The sequence below is a fragment of the Pseudomonas sp. A-1 genome (assembly GCF_004801855.1).
In the GTDB taxonomy this organism is placed as follows: Bacteria; Pseudomonadota; Gammaproteobacteria; order Pseudomonadales; family Pseudomonadaceae; genus Geopseudomonas.
Window position 1 is genome coordinate 33,712 of the sequence record NZ_SSTC01000028.1, and the last position, 16,533, is coordinate 50,244.

Below are 16,533 nucleotides of genomic sequence, written 5' to 3' on the forward strand. Positions count from 1 at the left end.
GGGAGAGCACGATCATCCCTGCGGTTGCCCGAGTCAGGCAGGCCACCTCCGTGGGCGGCCAAGATTGGGGGGAAGGATGCCAGCATTTGACGGGAGGGGCATCCATAAACCGAGGCAGCAGTATCGCTCCCACAGCATGTCAGCCCCGAGCCTCGCTCGCGTTCAGGTCCGGCTTGCTCCGAAGCTGTGCTGGCGGTCACCGTAGGCCTTGGTCGCCACCTTGCAGAGATAACTTGCTCTGTAGAAGAAATCAGCATGCCCCTCCTCGTCAGTACGGCTCAGACGGTAGGTGGGGTTTTCAGGAATGTGAACCAAGCCCACCACAGCCTCCATCGAAATTCTCAGGGCGCTGGCCCAAGCCTCTTCCAAGCGGTTGAATATGTTGCTCCGTGAGGAAGTGAAGCGACCCAGCGTATGGAAGGCGTCCCGGTTGAGCAGGATTACCAGATGATAGTGAGGCCTTCCCTCTGCCCCTAACTCCCTGCACCAGGCATAGCGAACCTCGCAGCCATGAGCGTATGGATTCCCCCGTCTAGCTTTCCGCCGATTATGTTTTATTTTCGCTTTGAAGGACTCAAGGAAGCGACTGATGACTTCGTTGGTGAATGCATAACTTGGCAGCATCCCAGAGGCAGGAAGTCGTAGATCAACCCTGAAGGCGAATACTCTCGGGTACTGATCCAACGCGCTCCACATAGTGTTGTACAGACGTCGCAGGTACTCCCGAATGAAGGGGCCCTTATCTATCTGAACGGGAAGACCATTGAAAGCCTTATCGTTATATATATTCAGATTTTTATTATCAGAATGCCTAGGCATGAAAACATCTCCTCGATGATTGGTTCATACCAAGCCTAAATAAGTTAATCTTTCACAAAAAATTCTAAGACACGAAAGACACGATCATTCCAGCCACGCAAATAGCACGGACATCAATCAAAGACAGACAGTCAACTACAGGATCCCACTCAGCACATAACCTGAAATCTATTAATCATAAATCTATTAAGCATAATACCAATACAGAAAGGAAACGCTGCCAAAACACATTGAGCACGCAGGGGAAAACGACAAAATCCAAGGCAAAAACAACTCCGACAAAAATACCCGCTGCCGCCTGAAGGCGGCAGCGGGTATTGATCAATTCAATTCATATCCAAGGAATGACCATCATGCAGAATTATATCAACTGCAGGTCACGCTCTCTGATCCTTGCAGCAATCCAAGCTACAACCTCGCTTTCTACCCAAGCCACAGAGCGCCCCCCCAGAGATACTGGCATGGGGAAGCTACCTTGTTTGACGTACTTGTAGATAGTCGAGCGGGCCAGTCCAGTGGCAGCTTTCACATCGTTCAGGCGCATGAATTTCATGATCGGCTCCTAACCGCTATTCGTCCAAACGATTGGCACTCGCAGTTAAGAAATACTCTGCAAAAAAATCATTCCTACACTGCCCTGACCGCAGCATCGCACCCTATAAAACCAAGCATCCACAGCCATCAGCACTGACTATCTAAGAGCCTCTATCAAAACCCCTAACACTTGCAGCAGGCGCCAGAGCTGGCGCGGTCTGTCGCGACTGCATCCGAGGTTTTGTTATCGGCTCTAAATCAGCTGAAATCTTGAGACCCATACAGCTCAAATCAGGCTGCATTAAAAGCCCCCCCTAATCTTTTACGGTCATCAAAACCCACGATAGGCATCAGGTAATCATACTGATGCCACCGGGCGTCTGAGCCCCCCGTAGCAGCCAGAACCAGTCGCAAGCCGTAGGGTTGTAGGGTCGAAAAAAAATAGAAACCACTGAGGTAGCCGCCGCCCCCTTGAATTACATGGTGACAGCCTTGATGTAAATTCCTAGAATACCTATAGAAATATCATAGATACCATGTAGAGGATACATAAAAAATCAATAGAACACTTATATAATTGGCAGAGAATGAAACACCAGCCATGCAACCTCGGCATACAAACAAATCAAAGGATCCACCCTGAAAATGAACAAAGACAAAACCATTAACAAAAACAAATCCACAGACAAGCAGAGCAAAATACTCAATAACTCCAACAAAAACACCCGCCATGATATCTGGCTCTGGCTTTTCATATGGACGTATCAAGAAAACGAACTAGACCAATCATCTTGCAATGGCATAACCATGCGAGAGGCAATTGCCAACCACCTAGATAAAAACCCGAAACTAACTAGAAAAATAAACCAAGAAAAAGACAAGCTACTGATAGATGAAAAACTTTTGGAATGGATCGAAGATGATGAGCGTCAATATCAGTGGCTACTTCCAATAATCCAAGAAGCCGCCACCCCAGTCGAATTCACAATCACATCAGTAGTGAAATCGCTTAGCACCCCAAACAACTTTCCCCACTTAACAGGGAGAAACAGGCTCATCGCGATGATCGATTTCTGGGACATAAGCCTTGCAGAAAAGTCACAGAAAATTGATAATTTTCGCAATATCTGGCTTGCACACAAGTCAAAAGATAGCGAACTCGCGTGGTTTGACGATAAAAAAGATGGCGCAGAACGCTGTAAATGCGCCTGGGAATGGCTTCAAAAAAACCACTATAAACCATTATCGAGAGAGCAGCCGATCAGCAATTACAAAGAACTACTAATCTTCTTCGATCTGGAAGACTTCAATCCAACCGAAAGAAAACTAATCATTCAGAACATAAAAAACCGATGGAGCCGAAAACAATTCAACGAACGCAGTCGCGACAAGAGACAGGTCAATGTCATGTTGACGAATGGCGCGATAGAACTACTGGACAAACTAGCCAAAAATAGTGAAACGAAGCGCGCCCAAGTATTGGAAAAATTAATCAGGAAGGAATTTGAGAACAATCTTTATCTCGCCGATTAAGAGCAATGGGCGAGAACCCTTCTCGCCCCCTCATAACATCGACCTCATCAGCCCATGCCTGCATCATCTTCCGGCGCTCATCCAAGTATTCTGCTTGATTGTAGCTTGCACGCACTTTGTTTCTCTCAGCATGCGCTAATTGTCGCTCGATCACATCCGAGCGAAACCCCATCTCGTTCAACATGGTCGAAGCAGTTGCTCGAAAACCGTGAGCTGAAAAGCCGATACTGTCCTTGCCATTGAATCCCATGCGCTCAAGCGCCCGGTTCAATGTGGTGGCAGTCATGCACTCATTGGGATTGCGATAGTTAGGGAACAACAGGGGGCGACCGCCTGTGTGGCTGTGCAGCTCACGCAGCAGCTCGACCGCCTGCCTGGAAAGCGGAACAATGTGCGGTTCACGCATCTTCATCCGCTCGGCAGGAATGCGCCACTCTGCACGCTCCAAGTCGAACTCGCTCCACTCTGCCTTGCGCAGCTCCACGGTGCGCACGAAGGTCAGCAGCATCAGACGCAGCGCGATCACCGTCGTCCTGTAGCCGCCGTACTGCTCCAGGGCCTTAGAGAACTCGACGATCTGCTCACGAGAGAGGGGCTTGTGGTGCTGCACCTTGGGGCGGTGAATGGCGCCCTTCAGAGCGGCCGCCGGATCATTGTCGGCACGCAGCGTCGCGACCGCATAGCGGAAGATTGCCGATGACCACTGCCTGACGAGCAGCGCCACCGTTGCAGCCCCTCGCGCTTCAATGCGGCTGAGGATTTCCAGCAGGTGTGCGGCGGACACATTGCGGATCGGCAGCTTACCGACGAAGGGAAAAACGTCTGCCGCCATGAAGTTCTCGACCTGGCGCAGGTAGTAAGGCGTCCAGCCGGGCGCTTTCTTGGCGATCCACTCCCGGGCCACCGCCTCGAAGGTATTGGCGTTGGCTGCACTGGTGGCCAGCCGTTCGGCCTGGCGATTGTGTGACGGATGAATGCCCTGGCGGATCAGCGGCTTGGCCCTTTCCCGCTCGTTGCGCGCCTCGGCCAACCCGATTTCAGGGTAGCTACCGATGGCGAACACATTTTCCTTGCCATCGATGCGATAGCGCAGCCGCCACAGCTTGGCACCGGTCGGACGCACCTCCAGGTACAACCCACCACCATCGGTGAGCTTGAGCGGCTTGTCGCCGGGCTTGGCGTTGCGGAGCTTGGCATCTGTCAGGGGCATGGTTGCGGGTATCCGTGCTTCGATACCCGCAACGATACCCGCATTATCCGTGGCTGCCAATGAACGCCATGGACGATGATGGATCTCTAAGCCCCGTATTTACTGGACTTTAGGCCATCTCATGAACGTCCATGGACATCAATGGACGCCAATGCTGCTTATCGATCATCAGCAGCATGTCAGGTCCCCTTCACTCTGCACTTTGTTCGGCCAGGGCCACCGCGCGGAACATGGCGCGGCGCTTGTTGAGGGTTTCTTCCCACTCCAGGGCAGGCACCGAGTCGGCGACGATGCCGGCGCCGGCCTGCACGTGCAGCTCGCCGTCCTTGATCACCGCGGTGCGGATGGCGATGGCGGTGTCCATGTTGCCGTTCCACGCCAGGTAGCCCACCGCGCCGCCATAGACGCCGCGCTTGACCGGCTCCAGCTCGTCGATGATCTCCATGGCACGGATCTTCGGCGCCCCGGACAGGGTACCGGCCGGCAGGATGGCGCGCAGCGCGTCCATCGCGCTGAGTTCGGGCTTCAGCTGGCCGGTGACGTTGGAGACGATGTGCATGACGTTGGAGTAGCGCTCGATGACCATCTGCTCGGTGACCCTCACCGAGCCGGTGGCGGAGACGCGGCCGACGTCGTTGCGGCCCAGGTCGATCAGCATCAGGTGCTCGGCCAGCTCCTTGCTGTCCGACAGCAGGTCCTTCTCCAGCGCCAGGTCGGCTTCCTCGCTCGCACCGCGCGGACGGGTGCCGGCGATCGGGCGCACGGTGACCAGACCGTCCTCGACGCGCACCAGCACCTCCGGCGAGCTGCCGACCACGTGGAAGTCGCCGAAGTTGAAGAAGTACATGTACGGCGTCGGGTTGATGGTGCGCAGCGCGCGGTACAGGTCGATCGGCGCGGCCTGGAACGGAATCGACATGCGCTGGGAGATCACCACCTGCATGCAGTCGCCGGCGAGGATGTACTCCTTGATGGTGCGCACCGCGCTCTCGAAGTCGTCGTGGCTGAAGCTGGAGCGGAACGCCGGCTCCGGGCCGAGCGGCGCGGCCAGGTCGACGCCCAGGCGCGGGGTGATCGGCTGGCGCAGGCGCGCCATCAGCGCCTCGAGACGGGCCAGGCCGGCTTCAAAGGCGCCCGCCTCGCTCGGATCGGCGAGGACGATGGCGTGCAGCTTGCCCGCCAGGTTGTCGAACACCACCACCGCATCGGAGACCATCAGCAGGATGTCCGGGGTGCCGATGGGATCGGGGTTGGGGCAGGCGCCGAGGCGCTGCTCGACGTAGCGCACGCTGTCGTAGCCGAAGTAGCCGACCAGGCCGCCGTTGAAACGCGGCAGGCCGGGCAGGGTCGGCACGTTGTAGCGCGCCTTGAACGCTTCGACGAAGGCCAGCGGGTCGGCGCAGTCGTGGGACTCGGTTTCCACGCCATCCACCGTCACCCGCGCCTGGTGGCCGTGCACGCGCAACACGGTGCGGCTCGGCAGGCCGATGATCGAGTAGCGGCCCCACTTCTCGCCACCCTGCACCGATTCGAGCAGGTAGGAGTTGGGCGCGTCGGCCAGTTTCAGGTAGATGGACAGCGGGGTGTCGAAGTCGGCGAGGGTTTCGCGGGCGAGCGGGATGCGGTTGTAGCCGGCAGCGGCCAAACGCAGGAATTCTTCACGGGTCATGATCAGCCTCGGGGCCTGGAAAACGGTCGGGATGCAAAGCGCGCCGGCGAGCCGGCCAGGGACGATGTCAGGCGCGCCAGCGCCAGCGGGCCAGAGCCTTGATGACTTTCATCCACAGTTTGCAGGTGACCACCACGAATCTGATCTCTATCGGCGGGTTTGCTACGGGTAGAGCCGCACACTAGCGCAGCGTCCCCGGTGACGCAAGCAACACGGGACAGTCCGCAGGGTGGATCGCCACCCCGCGGGCCATGCGCAGACCTCAGAACAGCTCGCGCAGGTCGTCGATCACCCGCGCCGGGTTCTCCAGAGAGATCGGCTCGCCGTGGTTGTAGCCGTAGCTCAGCGCCACGCAGGTCACCCCGGCGGCATGGGCGGCCCGCACGTCGTTGCGCGAGTCGCCGACGAACAGCGCCTCCGCCGCCGGCACGCCGGCCTGGTCCATCACCCACAGCAGCGCGGCCGGGTCGGGCTTCTGCTGCGGCAGGGTGTCGCCGCCGACCAGCCACCGGAAGTAGCCGTCGAGGCCCTTGTCGGCCAGCAGCTCGGGCAGGAAGCGCGACGGCTTGTTGGTGACCAGCGCCAGCGCCACGCCCTCCTCACGCAGCCGGTCGAGGGTCTCGACCACCCCGGGGTAGACACGGGTCAGCGCGTGGTTGTCGGCGTAGGCCTCCAGGAACAGCGCCAGCGCCCGTTCGGCCAGCGCCTCGTCGACGCCATCATGCTCGAGGCCGCCGGCCAGCGCGCGGCGCACCAGCACCCGCGCGCCGTTGCCGACCCACAGCCTCACCCGCTCGCGGCCGGCCGGCTCGCGGCCGAGGGCGGCGAGCGTGCGGTCGACCGCGGCGGCCAGGTCCGGCACCGAGTCGACCAAGGTGCCGTCGAGGTCGAACATCGCCAGGCGCGGCAGGCGCCCGGCGAACAGCCCGTGCAGCAGGCCCATGGGCGCCGCCGTCATCCGCGGACCCTGGCCAGTTCGGCGCGCATGGCGTCGATCACCGCCTTGTAGTCGGGCTGGTTGAAGATCGCCGAGCCGGCGACGAAGGTGTCGGCGCCGGCGGCGGCGATCTCGCCGATGTTGTTCACGTTGACCCCGCCGTCGATCTCCAGGCGGATCTCGCGGCCACTGGCGTCGATCAGCGCGCGCGCCTCGCGCAGCTTGTCGAGGGTGCCGGGGATGAACTTCTGCCCGCCGAAGCCGGGGTTGACGCTCATCAGCAGGATCATGTCGACCTTGTCCATCACATACTTCAGGCAGTCCAGCGGAGTGGCCGGATTGAACACCAGGCCGGCCTGGGCGCCGCCGTCCTTGATCAGCTGCAGGGAGCGGTCGATGTGCTCGCTGGCCTCGGGATGGAAGGTGATGTAGCTGGCGCCGGCCTCGAGGAAGTCGCCGATGATGCGGTCGACCGGCTTGACCATCAGGTGCACGTCGATCGGCGCGCTGATGCCGTACTTGCGCAGGGCGCTGCACACCATCGGGCCGATGGTCAGGTTGGGCACGTAGTGGTTGTCCATCACGTCGAAGTGGACGATGTCGGCGCCGGCGGCGAGGACGTTGTCGACCTCCTCGCCCAGGCGGGCGAAATCGGCGGACAGGATCGACGGGGCGATGGCGAAGGGCTGCATGGGTACCTCGGGGCAGGAAGCCGGAAAAGGCGAAGTTTCCCGCTTCATCCCGCCCCGGGCAAGGCTTGCCGGACGACCACGCCGCCCGGCGCGCGCCTCACGAGCCCTTGCGCCAGGCGGCGAAGCGCTGCTCCAGATCCGGGCCGTGCCGGCTCCAGAACTCGGCGTCCATGCCCACCGCGCCGGCGATGTTCTGCGCGGCGGTGGGCAGCTCGCCCGCCACCTGCGGGCTGAGCAGCGCCAGCGCCTGGCGGTTGGTCGGGCCGTAGGCGATGCGCTCGGCCAGCGCCTTCTGCTGCTGCGGCTGGCTGGCGAAGGCGACGAAGCGCCGCGCCAGCTCGCCCTTCCACACGCCCCTGGGCAGCGCCCAGTAGTCGAAGTCGTAGATGCTGCCGCCCCACACCAGCGCCAGCGGCTGCTCGGCGCGCGCGGCGCTGACCCGGCCGTTGTAGGCGGCGCTCATCGCCACGCTGCCGTCGCGCAGGGCGCGGATCGGCTCCTCGCCGGTCTTCCACCAGCGGATGTGCGGCTTCAGTTCGTCGAGCTTGCGGAAGGCCCGCTCGACGCCCTCGGCGCTGCCCAGCACCCGGTAGACGTCGCGGGCCGCGACGCCGTCGGCCATCAGGGCGAACTCCAGGTTGTAGCGCGCGCCCTCGCGCAGGCCGCGCTTGCCGGGCAGGCGGCGGACGTCCCAGAAGTCGGCCCAGCCCTGCGGCGCCTGCGCCAGGCGCTGCGGGTCGTAGGCCAGGGCCATCGACCAGACGAAGATGCCGACCCCGCAGGGCTGCAGCGCGCCGGGCACGAAGTCGTCCGGACTGCCCGCCAGGCCGGGCTCGAGGCGCTCGAACAGGCCCTCCGCGCAGCCGCGCATCAGCTCGGGAGCCTCCACCTCGACCACGTCCCAGGAGACGTGGCTCTGCTCCAGCTGCTGCCTGAGCTTGGCGAGGTCGCCGTTGTAGGCGCGGTACACCACCGCATCGCCGGTGGCCTGCTTGAACGGCTCGTAGAAGGCCCCACGCTGCGCCTCCTGGCTGGCGCCGCCGAAGGAAACCACCGTCACGTAGTCGGCCAGCGCCGGGGCCGCCGCTCCGAACAGGGCGGCCAGCAGGCCGCCCTTGCACAGCTCTCGCATCGTCACATTCCTTATGTCCATGCCGTGCCTCACTCCGGCAGCTGGGTGCGCAGGTTCTCGCTGCGTCCGCGCAGCCACTCGAGGATCAGCAGCATCACCACCGAGAAGCCGATCAGCAGGGTGGCGGCGGCGGCGATGGTCGGGCTGAGGTTCTCGCGGATGCCGCTGAACATCTGCCGCGGGATGGTTGCCTGCTCGGGGCCAGCGAGGAACAGGGTCACCACCACCTCGTCGAACGAGGTGGCGAAGGCGAACAGCGCCCCCGAGATCACCCCCGGCGCGATCAGCGGCAGGGTGACGCGGAAGAACGCGGTCAGCGGCGGCGCGCCGAGGCTGGCGGCGGCGCGCACCAGGTTCTGGTTGAAGCCCTGCAGGGTGGCGGTCACGGTGATGATCACGAAGGGCACGCCGAGCACCGCGTGCACCAGGATCAGCGAGATGTAGCTGTTGCCCAGGCCCAGCGGGGCGAAGAACAGGTAGCTGGCCACCGCGACGATCACCACCGGCACCACCATCGGCGAGATCAGGATGCCCATCAGCAGGGCCTTGCCGCGGAACTCGCCGCGGGTCAGGCCGATCGACGCCAGGGTGCCGAAGGTCATGGCCAGCACGGTGGCGGCCGGGGCGATGATCAGGCTGTTCTTCAGCGCGCGCAGCCACTCGGCGGTGGTGAAGAACTCCTCGTACCAGCGCAGCGAGAAGCCCTGCAGCGGGTAGACCAGGAAGGTGCCGGAGTTGAACGACAGCGGCACTATGACCAGCACCGGCAGGATCAGGAACAGCAGGATCAGGCCGCAGAGGGTGCGCAGGCTGTAGTACCAGATCCGCTCGACGGGCGACATGTACGGGCTCAGCATGACGATTCTCCTCTCAACCCAGGCGCAGGCGGCCGGCGCCGACCAGCCAGTTGTAGATTGCGTAGAACAGCAGGGTGGCGGCCAGCAGCAGGCCGCCCAGGGCCGTGGCCATGCCCCAGTTGATGGTGGTGTTGGTGTAGAAGGCGACGAAGTAGCTGATCATCTGGTCGTTCGGGCTGCCCAGCAGCGCCGGGGTGATGTAGTAGCCGATCGACAGGATGAACACCAGCAGGCCGCCGGCGCCGACCCCGGCCAGGGTCTGCGGGAAGTACACGCGCCAGAAGCTGGCGAACGGATGGCAGCCGAGCGACACCGCGGCGCGCATGTAGGTCGGCGAGATGCCCTTCATCACGCTGTAGATCGGCAGGATCATGAACGGCAGCATGATGTGCACCATCGAGATGTACACGCCGGTGCGGTTGAACACCAGCTGCAGCGGCTCGTCGATGATGCCGAGCGCCTGCAGCGTGCCGTTGATCAGGCCGCCCGACTGCAGCAGCACGATCCACGCGGCGACGCGCACCAGGATCGAGGTCCAGAACGGCAGCAGCACCAGGATCATCAGCAGGTTGCTCTGCCGCGCCGGCAGGTTGGCCAGCAGGTAGGCCAGCGGATAGGCCAGCACCAGGCAGATGACGGTGATCACCAGGCCCATCCAGAAGGTGCGGGCGAATATCTCCAGGTAGATCGCCTGGTCGGGGGTGGCCGGGGCCAGCTCGCCCAGCTCGTCGATGCGGTGGTCGAGGGCGGCCAGCAGGTAGTAGGCGGTGGTACCGCTGGCGTTGCGCTGGATCGCCTGCCAGTAGGCCGGATCGCCCCAGCGCTCGTCGATGCGCTCCAGCGCCTCGCGCCAGGAGACCGGCTCGGCGGCCAGCGGCAGCTGGCGGGCGGTCTTCGACAGCAGGCTGCGATAGCCCGACAGCTCCATGTTCAGGCGCTTGGACAGGTCGCCGAGCAGCTGCTGCTTGCGGGCGACCGGCAGCTCCTCGCCGAGGGCGCGGTAGACCGGCTCCGGCGGCAGGCCGTGGCCGTCCCAGGATTCGATGGCCGCCACCGTGCGCGGCAGGGCGCCGACCACCTCGGGGTTGTCGACGCTGCGCCAGAGCAGCGCGCCGATCGGCACCAGGAAGGTCAGCAGGAGAAACGCCAGCAGCGGCAGGATCAGCACCTGCGACTTCAGGCGGTTGAGCCGCTCGGCGCGCGCCAGGCGCTGCTTGAGGGGGAGGCCGGCGACCTCATTGGGGACGGACACTGCGCTAGCCATGGCCATGTTCAACTCCGGACAGAAGGCCGCCGCCGGCGGCCGGGCAAGACGGCGGGATGCTTCCCGCGGACGGGACGGCGCAGCGCCGTCCCGCCGAGGCTGTTACTTGGCGGCCCAGGCGTTGAAGCGCTGTTCCAGCTGCTCGCCGTAGTCGGCCCAGAAGGTCACGTCGATGGCCACCTGGTTGGCGATGTTCTCCGGAGTGGTCGGCATCAGCCCGAGACGCTCCTTGGGCAGCAGGTCGATGGCCTTCTTGTTGGCCGGACCGTAGGCGATGTTCTCCGCGTAGGCCTTCTGCTGCTCGGGCTTGACCGAGAAGGCGATGAACTCGCGGGCGGCCTGCTGATCCTTGGCGCCCTTGGGGATGGCCCAGGCGTCGAAGTCGTAGATGCCACCGTCCCAGACCATCTTGAGATTGCTCTCGCCCTGCACCGCGGCGATGCGGCCGTTGTACGCCGAGCTCATCACCACGTCGCCGGAGGCGAGGTACTGCGGCGGCTGGGCGCCAGCTTCCCACCACTGGATGTGCGGCTTGAGCTGGTCGAGCTTCTTGAAGGCACGGTCGACGCCCTCGTCGGTGGCCAGCACCTTGTAGACCTCTTTCGGCGCCACGCCGTCGGCCATCAGGGCGAATTCCAGGGTGTACTTGGCGCCCTTGCGCAGGCCGCGCTTGCCGGGGAATTTCTCCACGTCCCAGAAGTCCGCCCAGCTGGTCGGAGCGGTCTTCAGCTTGTCGGCGTTGTAGGCCAGCACGGTGGACCAGACGAAGAAGCCGACGCCGCACGGCTGGATGGCGCCGTCGATGTAGTCCGAGGCCGGGCCGAACTGCGCCGGATCGAGTTCCTCGAACAGCCCCTCGTCGCAGCCGCGCGCCAGTTCCGGCGACTCCACCTCGACCAGGTTCCAGCTCACGCTGCCGGTATCGACCATCGCCTTGACCTTGGCCATCTCGCCGTTGTACTCGCCGGCGATGACCTTGTGCCCGCTGGCCTTCTCGAAGGGCTCGTAGAACGCCTTGACCTGCGCCTGCTTGTTGGCGCCGCCGAAGGAGATGGTGGTCAGATCGGCCGCCACGGCCGACAGGGTGCAACCCAGGCCCAGGGTCAGGGCCGCGAACCTCAGGGATTTCGACATTTATTCTTCTCCAGGATGCTGCGTTTGGGGGTACTTGCCACTATCGGGCCGCGATCCTTATTCCGCGCTCAGCGGATCGAGGGCGCGGACATGTTCGACCTGCCAGCCGAGCGGCACCACGTCGCCCACCGCCAGCGCGGGGTCGAGTTCGGCGATCGGCTGCTTGACGAAGAAGTTGTTCTGCCCGGCCACCTCCAGGCGCACGCGCACGTGGTCGCCCAGGTAGATGAACTCGGCGACCCGGCCGGAGAAGCGGTTGTCGCAGCCGCTGCTGTGGCCGTTGATGCGCACCCGCTCGGGGCGCACCGACAGGCTGACCAGCTCGCCCGGCTGGCCGACGCGCACCGCCAGCGCCTCGACCTGCTCGCCGCGCGGCAGCTCGACCACGCAGCGTTCGCCGTCGCGGCGCACCAGGCGGCCGTTGATGCGGTTGTTCTCGCCGATGAAGTTGGCGACGAAGGCGTTGCACGGCTCCTCGTACAGCTCGCGCGGCGGGGCGATCTGCTGGATCTCGCCCTGGTGGAACACCGCCACGCGGTCGGACATGGTCAGCGCCTCGCCCTGGTCGTGGGTGACGTAGACCACGGTGACGCCCAGGCGCTGGTGCAGGTGCTTGATCTCCATCTGCATGTGTTCGCGCAGCTGCTTGTCGAGCGCGCCGAGCGGCTCGTCCATCAGCACCAGCTGCGGCTCGAACACCAGGGCGCGGGCCAGCGCCACGCGCTGCTGCTGGCCGCCGGACATCTGCCCCGGGTAGCGCCCGGCCAGCGCCTCCAGCTGCACCATGCTCAGCGCGCGCTTGACCCGCTCGGCGATGTCGGCCTTGCCCATGCCGCGCACGCTGAGCGGGAAGGCGAGGTTCTCGGCCACGGTCATGTGCGGGAACAGGGCGTAGTTCTGGAACACCATGCCGATGTCGCGCTTGTGCGGCGGCAGCTTGTTGATCGCCCGGCCGCCGAGGAGGATCTCGCCGGCGGTGGGGGTCTCGAAGCCGGCCAGCATCATCAGGCTGGTGGTCTTGCCCGAGCCGGACGGCCCGAGCAGGGTGAGGAATTCGCCCTTGCGAATGTCCAGATTGAGATCTTTGACGATCAGGTTCTCGCCGTCGTAGCTCTTCTGCACGCTACGGAAGCTGACCAGGATGTCGTTGCCTTGCGTCTCGGCCATGACCGCACCTGTAGGACTGGGTGGACTATGGCTACAGCGTAGGCAGGTGCCGGCGACGGGCAAATCGGCGGGCAGGACGACATCGGCTAGGCCCGCCGGAAGATGTTCTGTAGGGATTGCCCTACACGGGTAGCGGTTCCATGCGCCCCCGCGCAGGCGTCAGACCAGCTTGTGCTCCATGGCGTAGCGCACCAGGTCGGCCACCGAGTGGGCGTCGAGCTTCTGCATCAGCCGCGCCTTGTGGGTGCTCACCGTCTTGCTGCTGACCGACAGCTGCTGGGCGATCTCGTTGACGCCCTCGCCGCGCACCAGGCGCTCGAACACCGAGAACTCGCGCTCGGAAAGCAGCGCGTGGGGCGGCCGCGAGTCGGTCAGGCCGACCTCGAAGACCATGCGGTCGGCCAGCGCCGGGTCGATGTAGCGGCCGCCGCCGGCGACCTTGCGGATCGCGGTGAGCAGCAGCGCCGGATCGCTGTCCTTGGTGGCGTAGCCGGCGGCGCCGATCTTCAGCGCGCGGGCGGCCATCTGCGCCTCGTCGTGCATCGACAGCACGAGGATCGCCGGCGGGTTGCTCAGCGCGCGGATCCGCGGGATCGCCTCGAGGCCGTTGACCCCGGGCATGGAGATGTCGAGGAGGACCACCTCGCAGGGCGTCTGGCGGAGGATCTCCAGCAGCTGCTGGCCGTTGCCGGCCTCGCCGGCCACCGTCAGGTCCCTGGCCATGCCGATCAGCTGCTTGATGCCCTCGCGGACGATGGTGTGGTCTTCGGCCACCAGTACCCGAATCATGCCGTCTCCTTATCCTCCCGGTCGAGGGGAACCCTCACGTACAGGGTAGTGCCCTGCCCCGGGGTGCTGTCCAGCCGCAGGCTGCCGCCGAACATGGCGACCCGCTCGCGCATGCCGACCAGGCCGAACGAGCCGCTGCGCACCTGCGCCGGATCGAAGCCCGCGCCGTCGTCGGCGATGCACAGCTGCAGCTCGCCAGCCTCGCGGCTGAGGCGGATCTCCACGCTGTGCGCCTGGGCATGGCGCATGATGTTGGTCAGCGCCTCCTGCAGCACGCGGAACAGCCCGGTGGCCTTGCCCTCGCCGAGCGCCGGCAGCTGTTCGGGCACCTCGACCAGGCAGGGGATGCCGGTGCGCGCCTCGAAGCGCCGCGCCTGCCACTCGATGGCCGAGGCGATGCCGGCGTCGAGGATCGGCGGGCGCAGCGCGGTGGCCACGTCGCGCACCACCTGGAACAGCTGGGCGAGCAGCTTGCTCATGTGCTGCAGGCGCTGGCGCAGGTCGGCGTCGCCTTCGCCATGGGCCAGCTGGCACATGGAGAGTTCCAGCTTGAGCACGGTGAGCATCTGCCCCAGCTCGTCGTGCACCTCGCGGGCGATGCGCGCCTTCTCCTCCTCGCGCACGCTCTCCAGGTGCGCCGCCAGCTCGCGCAGCTGGGCCTGCGACTCGGCCAGCGCCAGCTCGGTGCGCTTGAGTTCGCTGATGTCCCAGACCATGCCGTCCCACACCACCCGGCCGGCCTCCAGGCGCCGCGCGGTGGCCTTGATGTCGACCCAGATCGGCGTGCCGTCGCGGGTCAGCAGGCGGCCCTGCCAGCGCCAGTCGTCGTCGGCCGCCAGCGCCGCCTGCTGGCTGCTCCAGTAGTGCTCGCGCTCGTCGGGGTGGACCAGGCTGCGGATGCCGCGCTCGGGCTCGAGCAGGGTCGCCGCCGGGTAGCCGACCAGCCCGGCGCTGCCCTCGCCGATGAACGCGATGTGCACCTCGGCGCCCGGCGCGGCGCGCTCCAGGCGGAACAGCAGGCCGGGCACGTTGCCGGCGATACCCTTCAGGCGCGCCTCGCTCTCCTCGAGGGCGGCGCGGGCGCGGCGCCGCTCGGTGACGTCGGTGAGATAGATCACCAGGTATTCGGTGTCGCGAAAACGCAGGAAGCTGAGCGACAGGTCCACCGGCAGCCACTCGCCGTCGGCGCAGCGGCAGCGGGTTTCGAAGGCCAGCGCCTCGTCGCTGGCGCGGGCGCGCTTCCACAGCGCCAGCCAGCGATCCATGTCGAGGTTCGGCGCCAGCTCGCTCAGCGGCCGCTCGACCAGGCCCCTGGCCGGGTAGCCGAGCAGCTGCTCGGCGGCGCGGTTGGCGTAGCGCAGGTGGCTGTCCCAGTTGACCCAGAGGATGCCGACAGTGCTGTGGTCGATGGAGAACTGGGCCAGGCGCAGCGCCTGCTCGGCCGACTCGCGCAGGCTCAGGTCGTGGCGGGCGACGGCCAGACGCAGCTCCAGCTCATCGTGCTGGCGCCGCAGCCACCAGGCCGCGCCGAGCAACGCCAGCAGCAGCAGGCCGAGCAGCAGGGCCAGGCTGCGCCAGAAGCCGGCCGACTCGCCGAGGCTCGTCACCGGCGGCTGCAGCCAGCGCCGCTGCATGGCCTCCAGCTCGGCGGCGGGCAGCGCGCGCAGGGCCCGGTCGATCAGCCCGGCCAGCTCCGGCAGGTCGGGGCGCACGGCGACGCGCAGCAGCAGCGGATAGCCGACCTCGCCGAGCACTGCCAGCGCGGCGAACTCGACTTCGCCGTGCAGACGGCTGTACTGCGCCTCGTCGAGCACCGCATAGCTCGCCTCGCCGGCCAGCACCTGGCGCAGCGCCTGGCGCTCGGAGCTGGCCGGGCGCAGCTCGAGGCTGCTGTGGCTGCTGCGCAGGAAGCGCTGCACCGGGCTGCCTTCGCGCACCGCCACCGGCTCGCCGCGCCCCAGGCGGTCGAGGCGGACCGCCGCGGCGCCGCTGCGCTCGCCGACGACCAGGTGCGGAATGCGCAGGTAGGGATCGGAGTAGCGCCACAGGCGCAGGCCGGCCGGGGTCTGCTGCAGGCCGGGGGCCAGCTCGATCTCGCCGCGCTGCAGCGCCGCCTCCAGCGCGGCCTGGTCGGGATAGGCATGCCAGTTCAGGTCCACGCCGAGGCGGCTGGCGAGCGCGCCCATCAGCTCGACATGGGCGCCGACCAGCTGCTGCTGGCGCTGGCGCCGCTCGAACTGGGCATAGGGCGCCTGCAGCACAACGCCGACCTGCAGCCGCGGATGATCGGCCAGCCACTGGCGCTGCGCCGCATCCACCGCCAGCGCCGCCGGCTCGGCACGTACCGGCAGCGTCAGGCAGAGGCCGAGCAGCAGCATCGCGGATATCAGGCAGCGAACCAGGTGGGCGGAAAGGGGCATGGCGAAGACTCCGTAGGCCGGGCACTGCGCACGGTCCGCCGCCAGCCTATCCCATCGGCCTGCGCCGCTACAGGGCTCAGCGCAGACCGTGGCGGGCGCGCACCAGCTCCCAGGCCGCCTGCAGGCGACGGCTCTGCTCGGTGGCCGCGGCCAGGCGCACCGGATCGGCGCGGCCGAGCTTGTCCGGATGGTGGCGGCTGCGCAGGCGCCGGTAGGCCTGGCGGATGGCCGCCGGCGGCGTGTCGGGGGTGACGCCGAGCAGGTCCAGCGCCGTGCGGTAGGCGTCGTCGCGGCGGACCAGCGGCAGGCCGCGCCCCAGCGCCTGGTTCTCCAGCGCCGCCAGCTGCGCCGCCGGACAGCCGAGCTGCGCCGCCCA

15 protein-coding genes are annotated in these 16,533 nt (G+C 65.2%); 1 reads left to right on the forward strand and 14 read right to left on the reverse strand.

The genetic code is table 11. The annotated features are described in order from the left end of the window. Positions 1-162 precede the first annotated feature (162 nt). Both E5198_RS08575 and E5198_RS08580 read right to left on the reverse strand, forming a co-directional pair. On the reverse strand, positions 163-819 hold the full coding sequence (locus tag E5198_RS08575; RefSeq protein ID WP_136489580.1) for an inovirus Gp2 family protein: 657 nt from the start codon (positions 817-819) through the stop codon (positions 163-165). A 361-nt stretch (positions 820-1,180) separates the two neighbouring features. Next, on the reverse strand, positions 1,181-1,372 hold the full coding sequence (locus E5198_RS08580) for an AlpA family transcriptional regulator (RefSeq protein ID WP_136489581.1): 192 nt from the start codon (positions 1,370-1,372) through the stop codon (positions 1,181-1,183). A gap of 626 nt (positions 1,373-1,998) precedes the next feature. Between E5198_RS08580 and E5198_RS21825 the strand changes: the two genes are divergently transcribed. After that, a complete protein-coding gene (locus tag E5198_RS21825) occupies positions 1,999-2,886 on the forward strand; it encodes a hypothetical protein (RefSeq protein WP_136489582.1) in 888 nt (295 codons plus the stop codon). On the opposite strand, the gene E5198_RS08590 is transcribed toward E5198_RS21825, so the two are convergent. From E5198_RS08590 to E5198_RS08645, 12 genes are all read right to left on the reverse strand, one after another. After that, on the reverse strand, positions 2,846-4,096 hold the full coding sequence (locus E5198_RS08590) for an integrase arm-type DNA-binding domain-containing protein (protein ID WP_136489583.1): 1,251 nt from the start codon (positions 4,094-4,096) through the stop codon (positions 2,846-2,848). The genes E5198_RS21825 and E5198_RS08590 overlap by 41 nt on opposite strands. A 190-nt stretch (positions 4,097-4,286) precedes the next feature. Further along, positions 4,287-5,765 (reverse strand): anthranilate synthase component I, encoded by a 1,479-nt coding sequence (gene trpE / locus E5198_RS08595; RefSeq protein WP_136489584.1) that lies wholly within the window; start codon positions 5,763-5,765, stop codon positions 4,287-4,289. 262 nt (positions 5,766-6,027) lie between these two features. Further along, the gene (locus tag E5198_RS08600; protein WP_136489585.1) at positions 6,028-6,708 is read right to left on the reverse strand and encodes a phosphoglycolate phosphatase; all 681 of its coding nucleotides are present in this window, start codon (positions 6,706-6,708) and stop codon (positions 6,028-6,030) included. An 11-nt stretch (positions 6,709-6,719) separates the two neighbouring features. Continuing rightward, a complete protein-coding gene (rpe, locus tag E5198_RS08605; protein ID WP_136489586.1) occupies positions 6,720-7,394 on the reverse strand; it encodes a ribulose-phosphate 3-epimerase in 675 nt (224 codons plus the stop codon). Between the two features lie 97 nt (positions 7,395-7,491). Further along, positions 7,492-8,526 (reverse strand): ABC transporter substrate-binding protein, encoded by a 1,035-nt coding sequence (locus E5198_RS08610; protein ID WP_136489587.1) that lies wholly within the window; start codon positions 8,524-8,526, stop codon positions 7,492-7,494. A 29-nt stretch (positions 8,527-8,555) separates the two neighbouring features. After that, positions 8,556-9,383: an ABC transporter permease gene (locus E5198_RS08615; protein WP_136489588.1), complete on the reverse strand. Its 828-nt coding sequence runs from the start codon at positions 9,381-9,383 to the stop codon at positions 8,556-8,558. A 13-nt stretch (positions 9,384-9,396) separates the two neighbouring features. After that, positions 9,397-10,647 carry an ABC transporter permease gene (locus tag E5198_RS08620; RefSeq protein WP_136489594.1) on the reverse strand — a complete coding sequence of 417 codons (1,251 nt, stop codon included), beginning with the start codon at positions 10,645-10,647 and terminating at the stop codon, positions 9,397-9,399. 102 nt (positions 10,648-10,749) lie between these two features. Next, positions 10,750-11,781: an ABC transporter substrate-binding protein gene (locus tag E5198_RS08625; RefSeq protein WP_136489589.1), complete on the reverse strand. Its 1,032-nt coding sequence runs from the start codon at positions 11,779-11,781 to the stop codon at positions 10,750-10,752. Positions 11,782-11,838: 57 nt separating this feature from the next. Then, positions 11,839-12,948, reverse strand: a complete 1,110-nt coding sequence (locus tag E5198_RS08630; RefSeq protein ID WP_136489590.1) for an ABC transporter ATP-binding protein — start codon at positions 12,946-12,948, stop codon at positions 11,839-11,841. A gap of 159 nt (positions 12,949-13,107) precedes the next feature. Next, entirely contained in the window at positions 13,108-13,737 is a 630-nt protein-coding gene (locus E5198_RS08635; RefSeq protein ID WP_136489591.1) for a response regulator transcription factor, read from the reverse strand. Then, the gene (locus tag E5198_RS08640; protein ID WP_256659014.1) at positions 13,734-16,157 is read right to left on the reverse strand and encodes a PAS domain S-box protein; all 2,424 of its coding nucleotides are present in this window, start codon (positions 16,155-16,157) and stop codon (positions 13,734-13,736) included. The genes E5198_RS08635 and E5198_RS08640 overlap by 4 nt, the downstream gene beginning before the upstream one ends. A gap of 76 nt (positions 16,158-16,233) precedes the next feature. Then, on the reverse strand, positions 16,234-16,533 hold a 300-nt coding region (locus E5198_RS08645), incomplete at its 5' end, for a DnaJ family molecular chaperone (protein ID WP_168772500.1).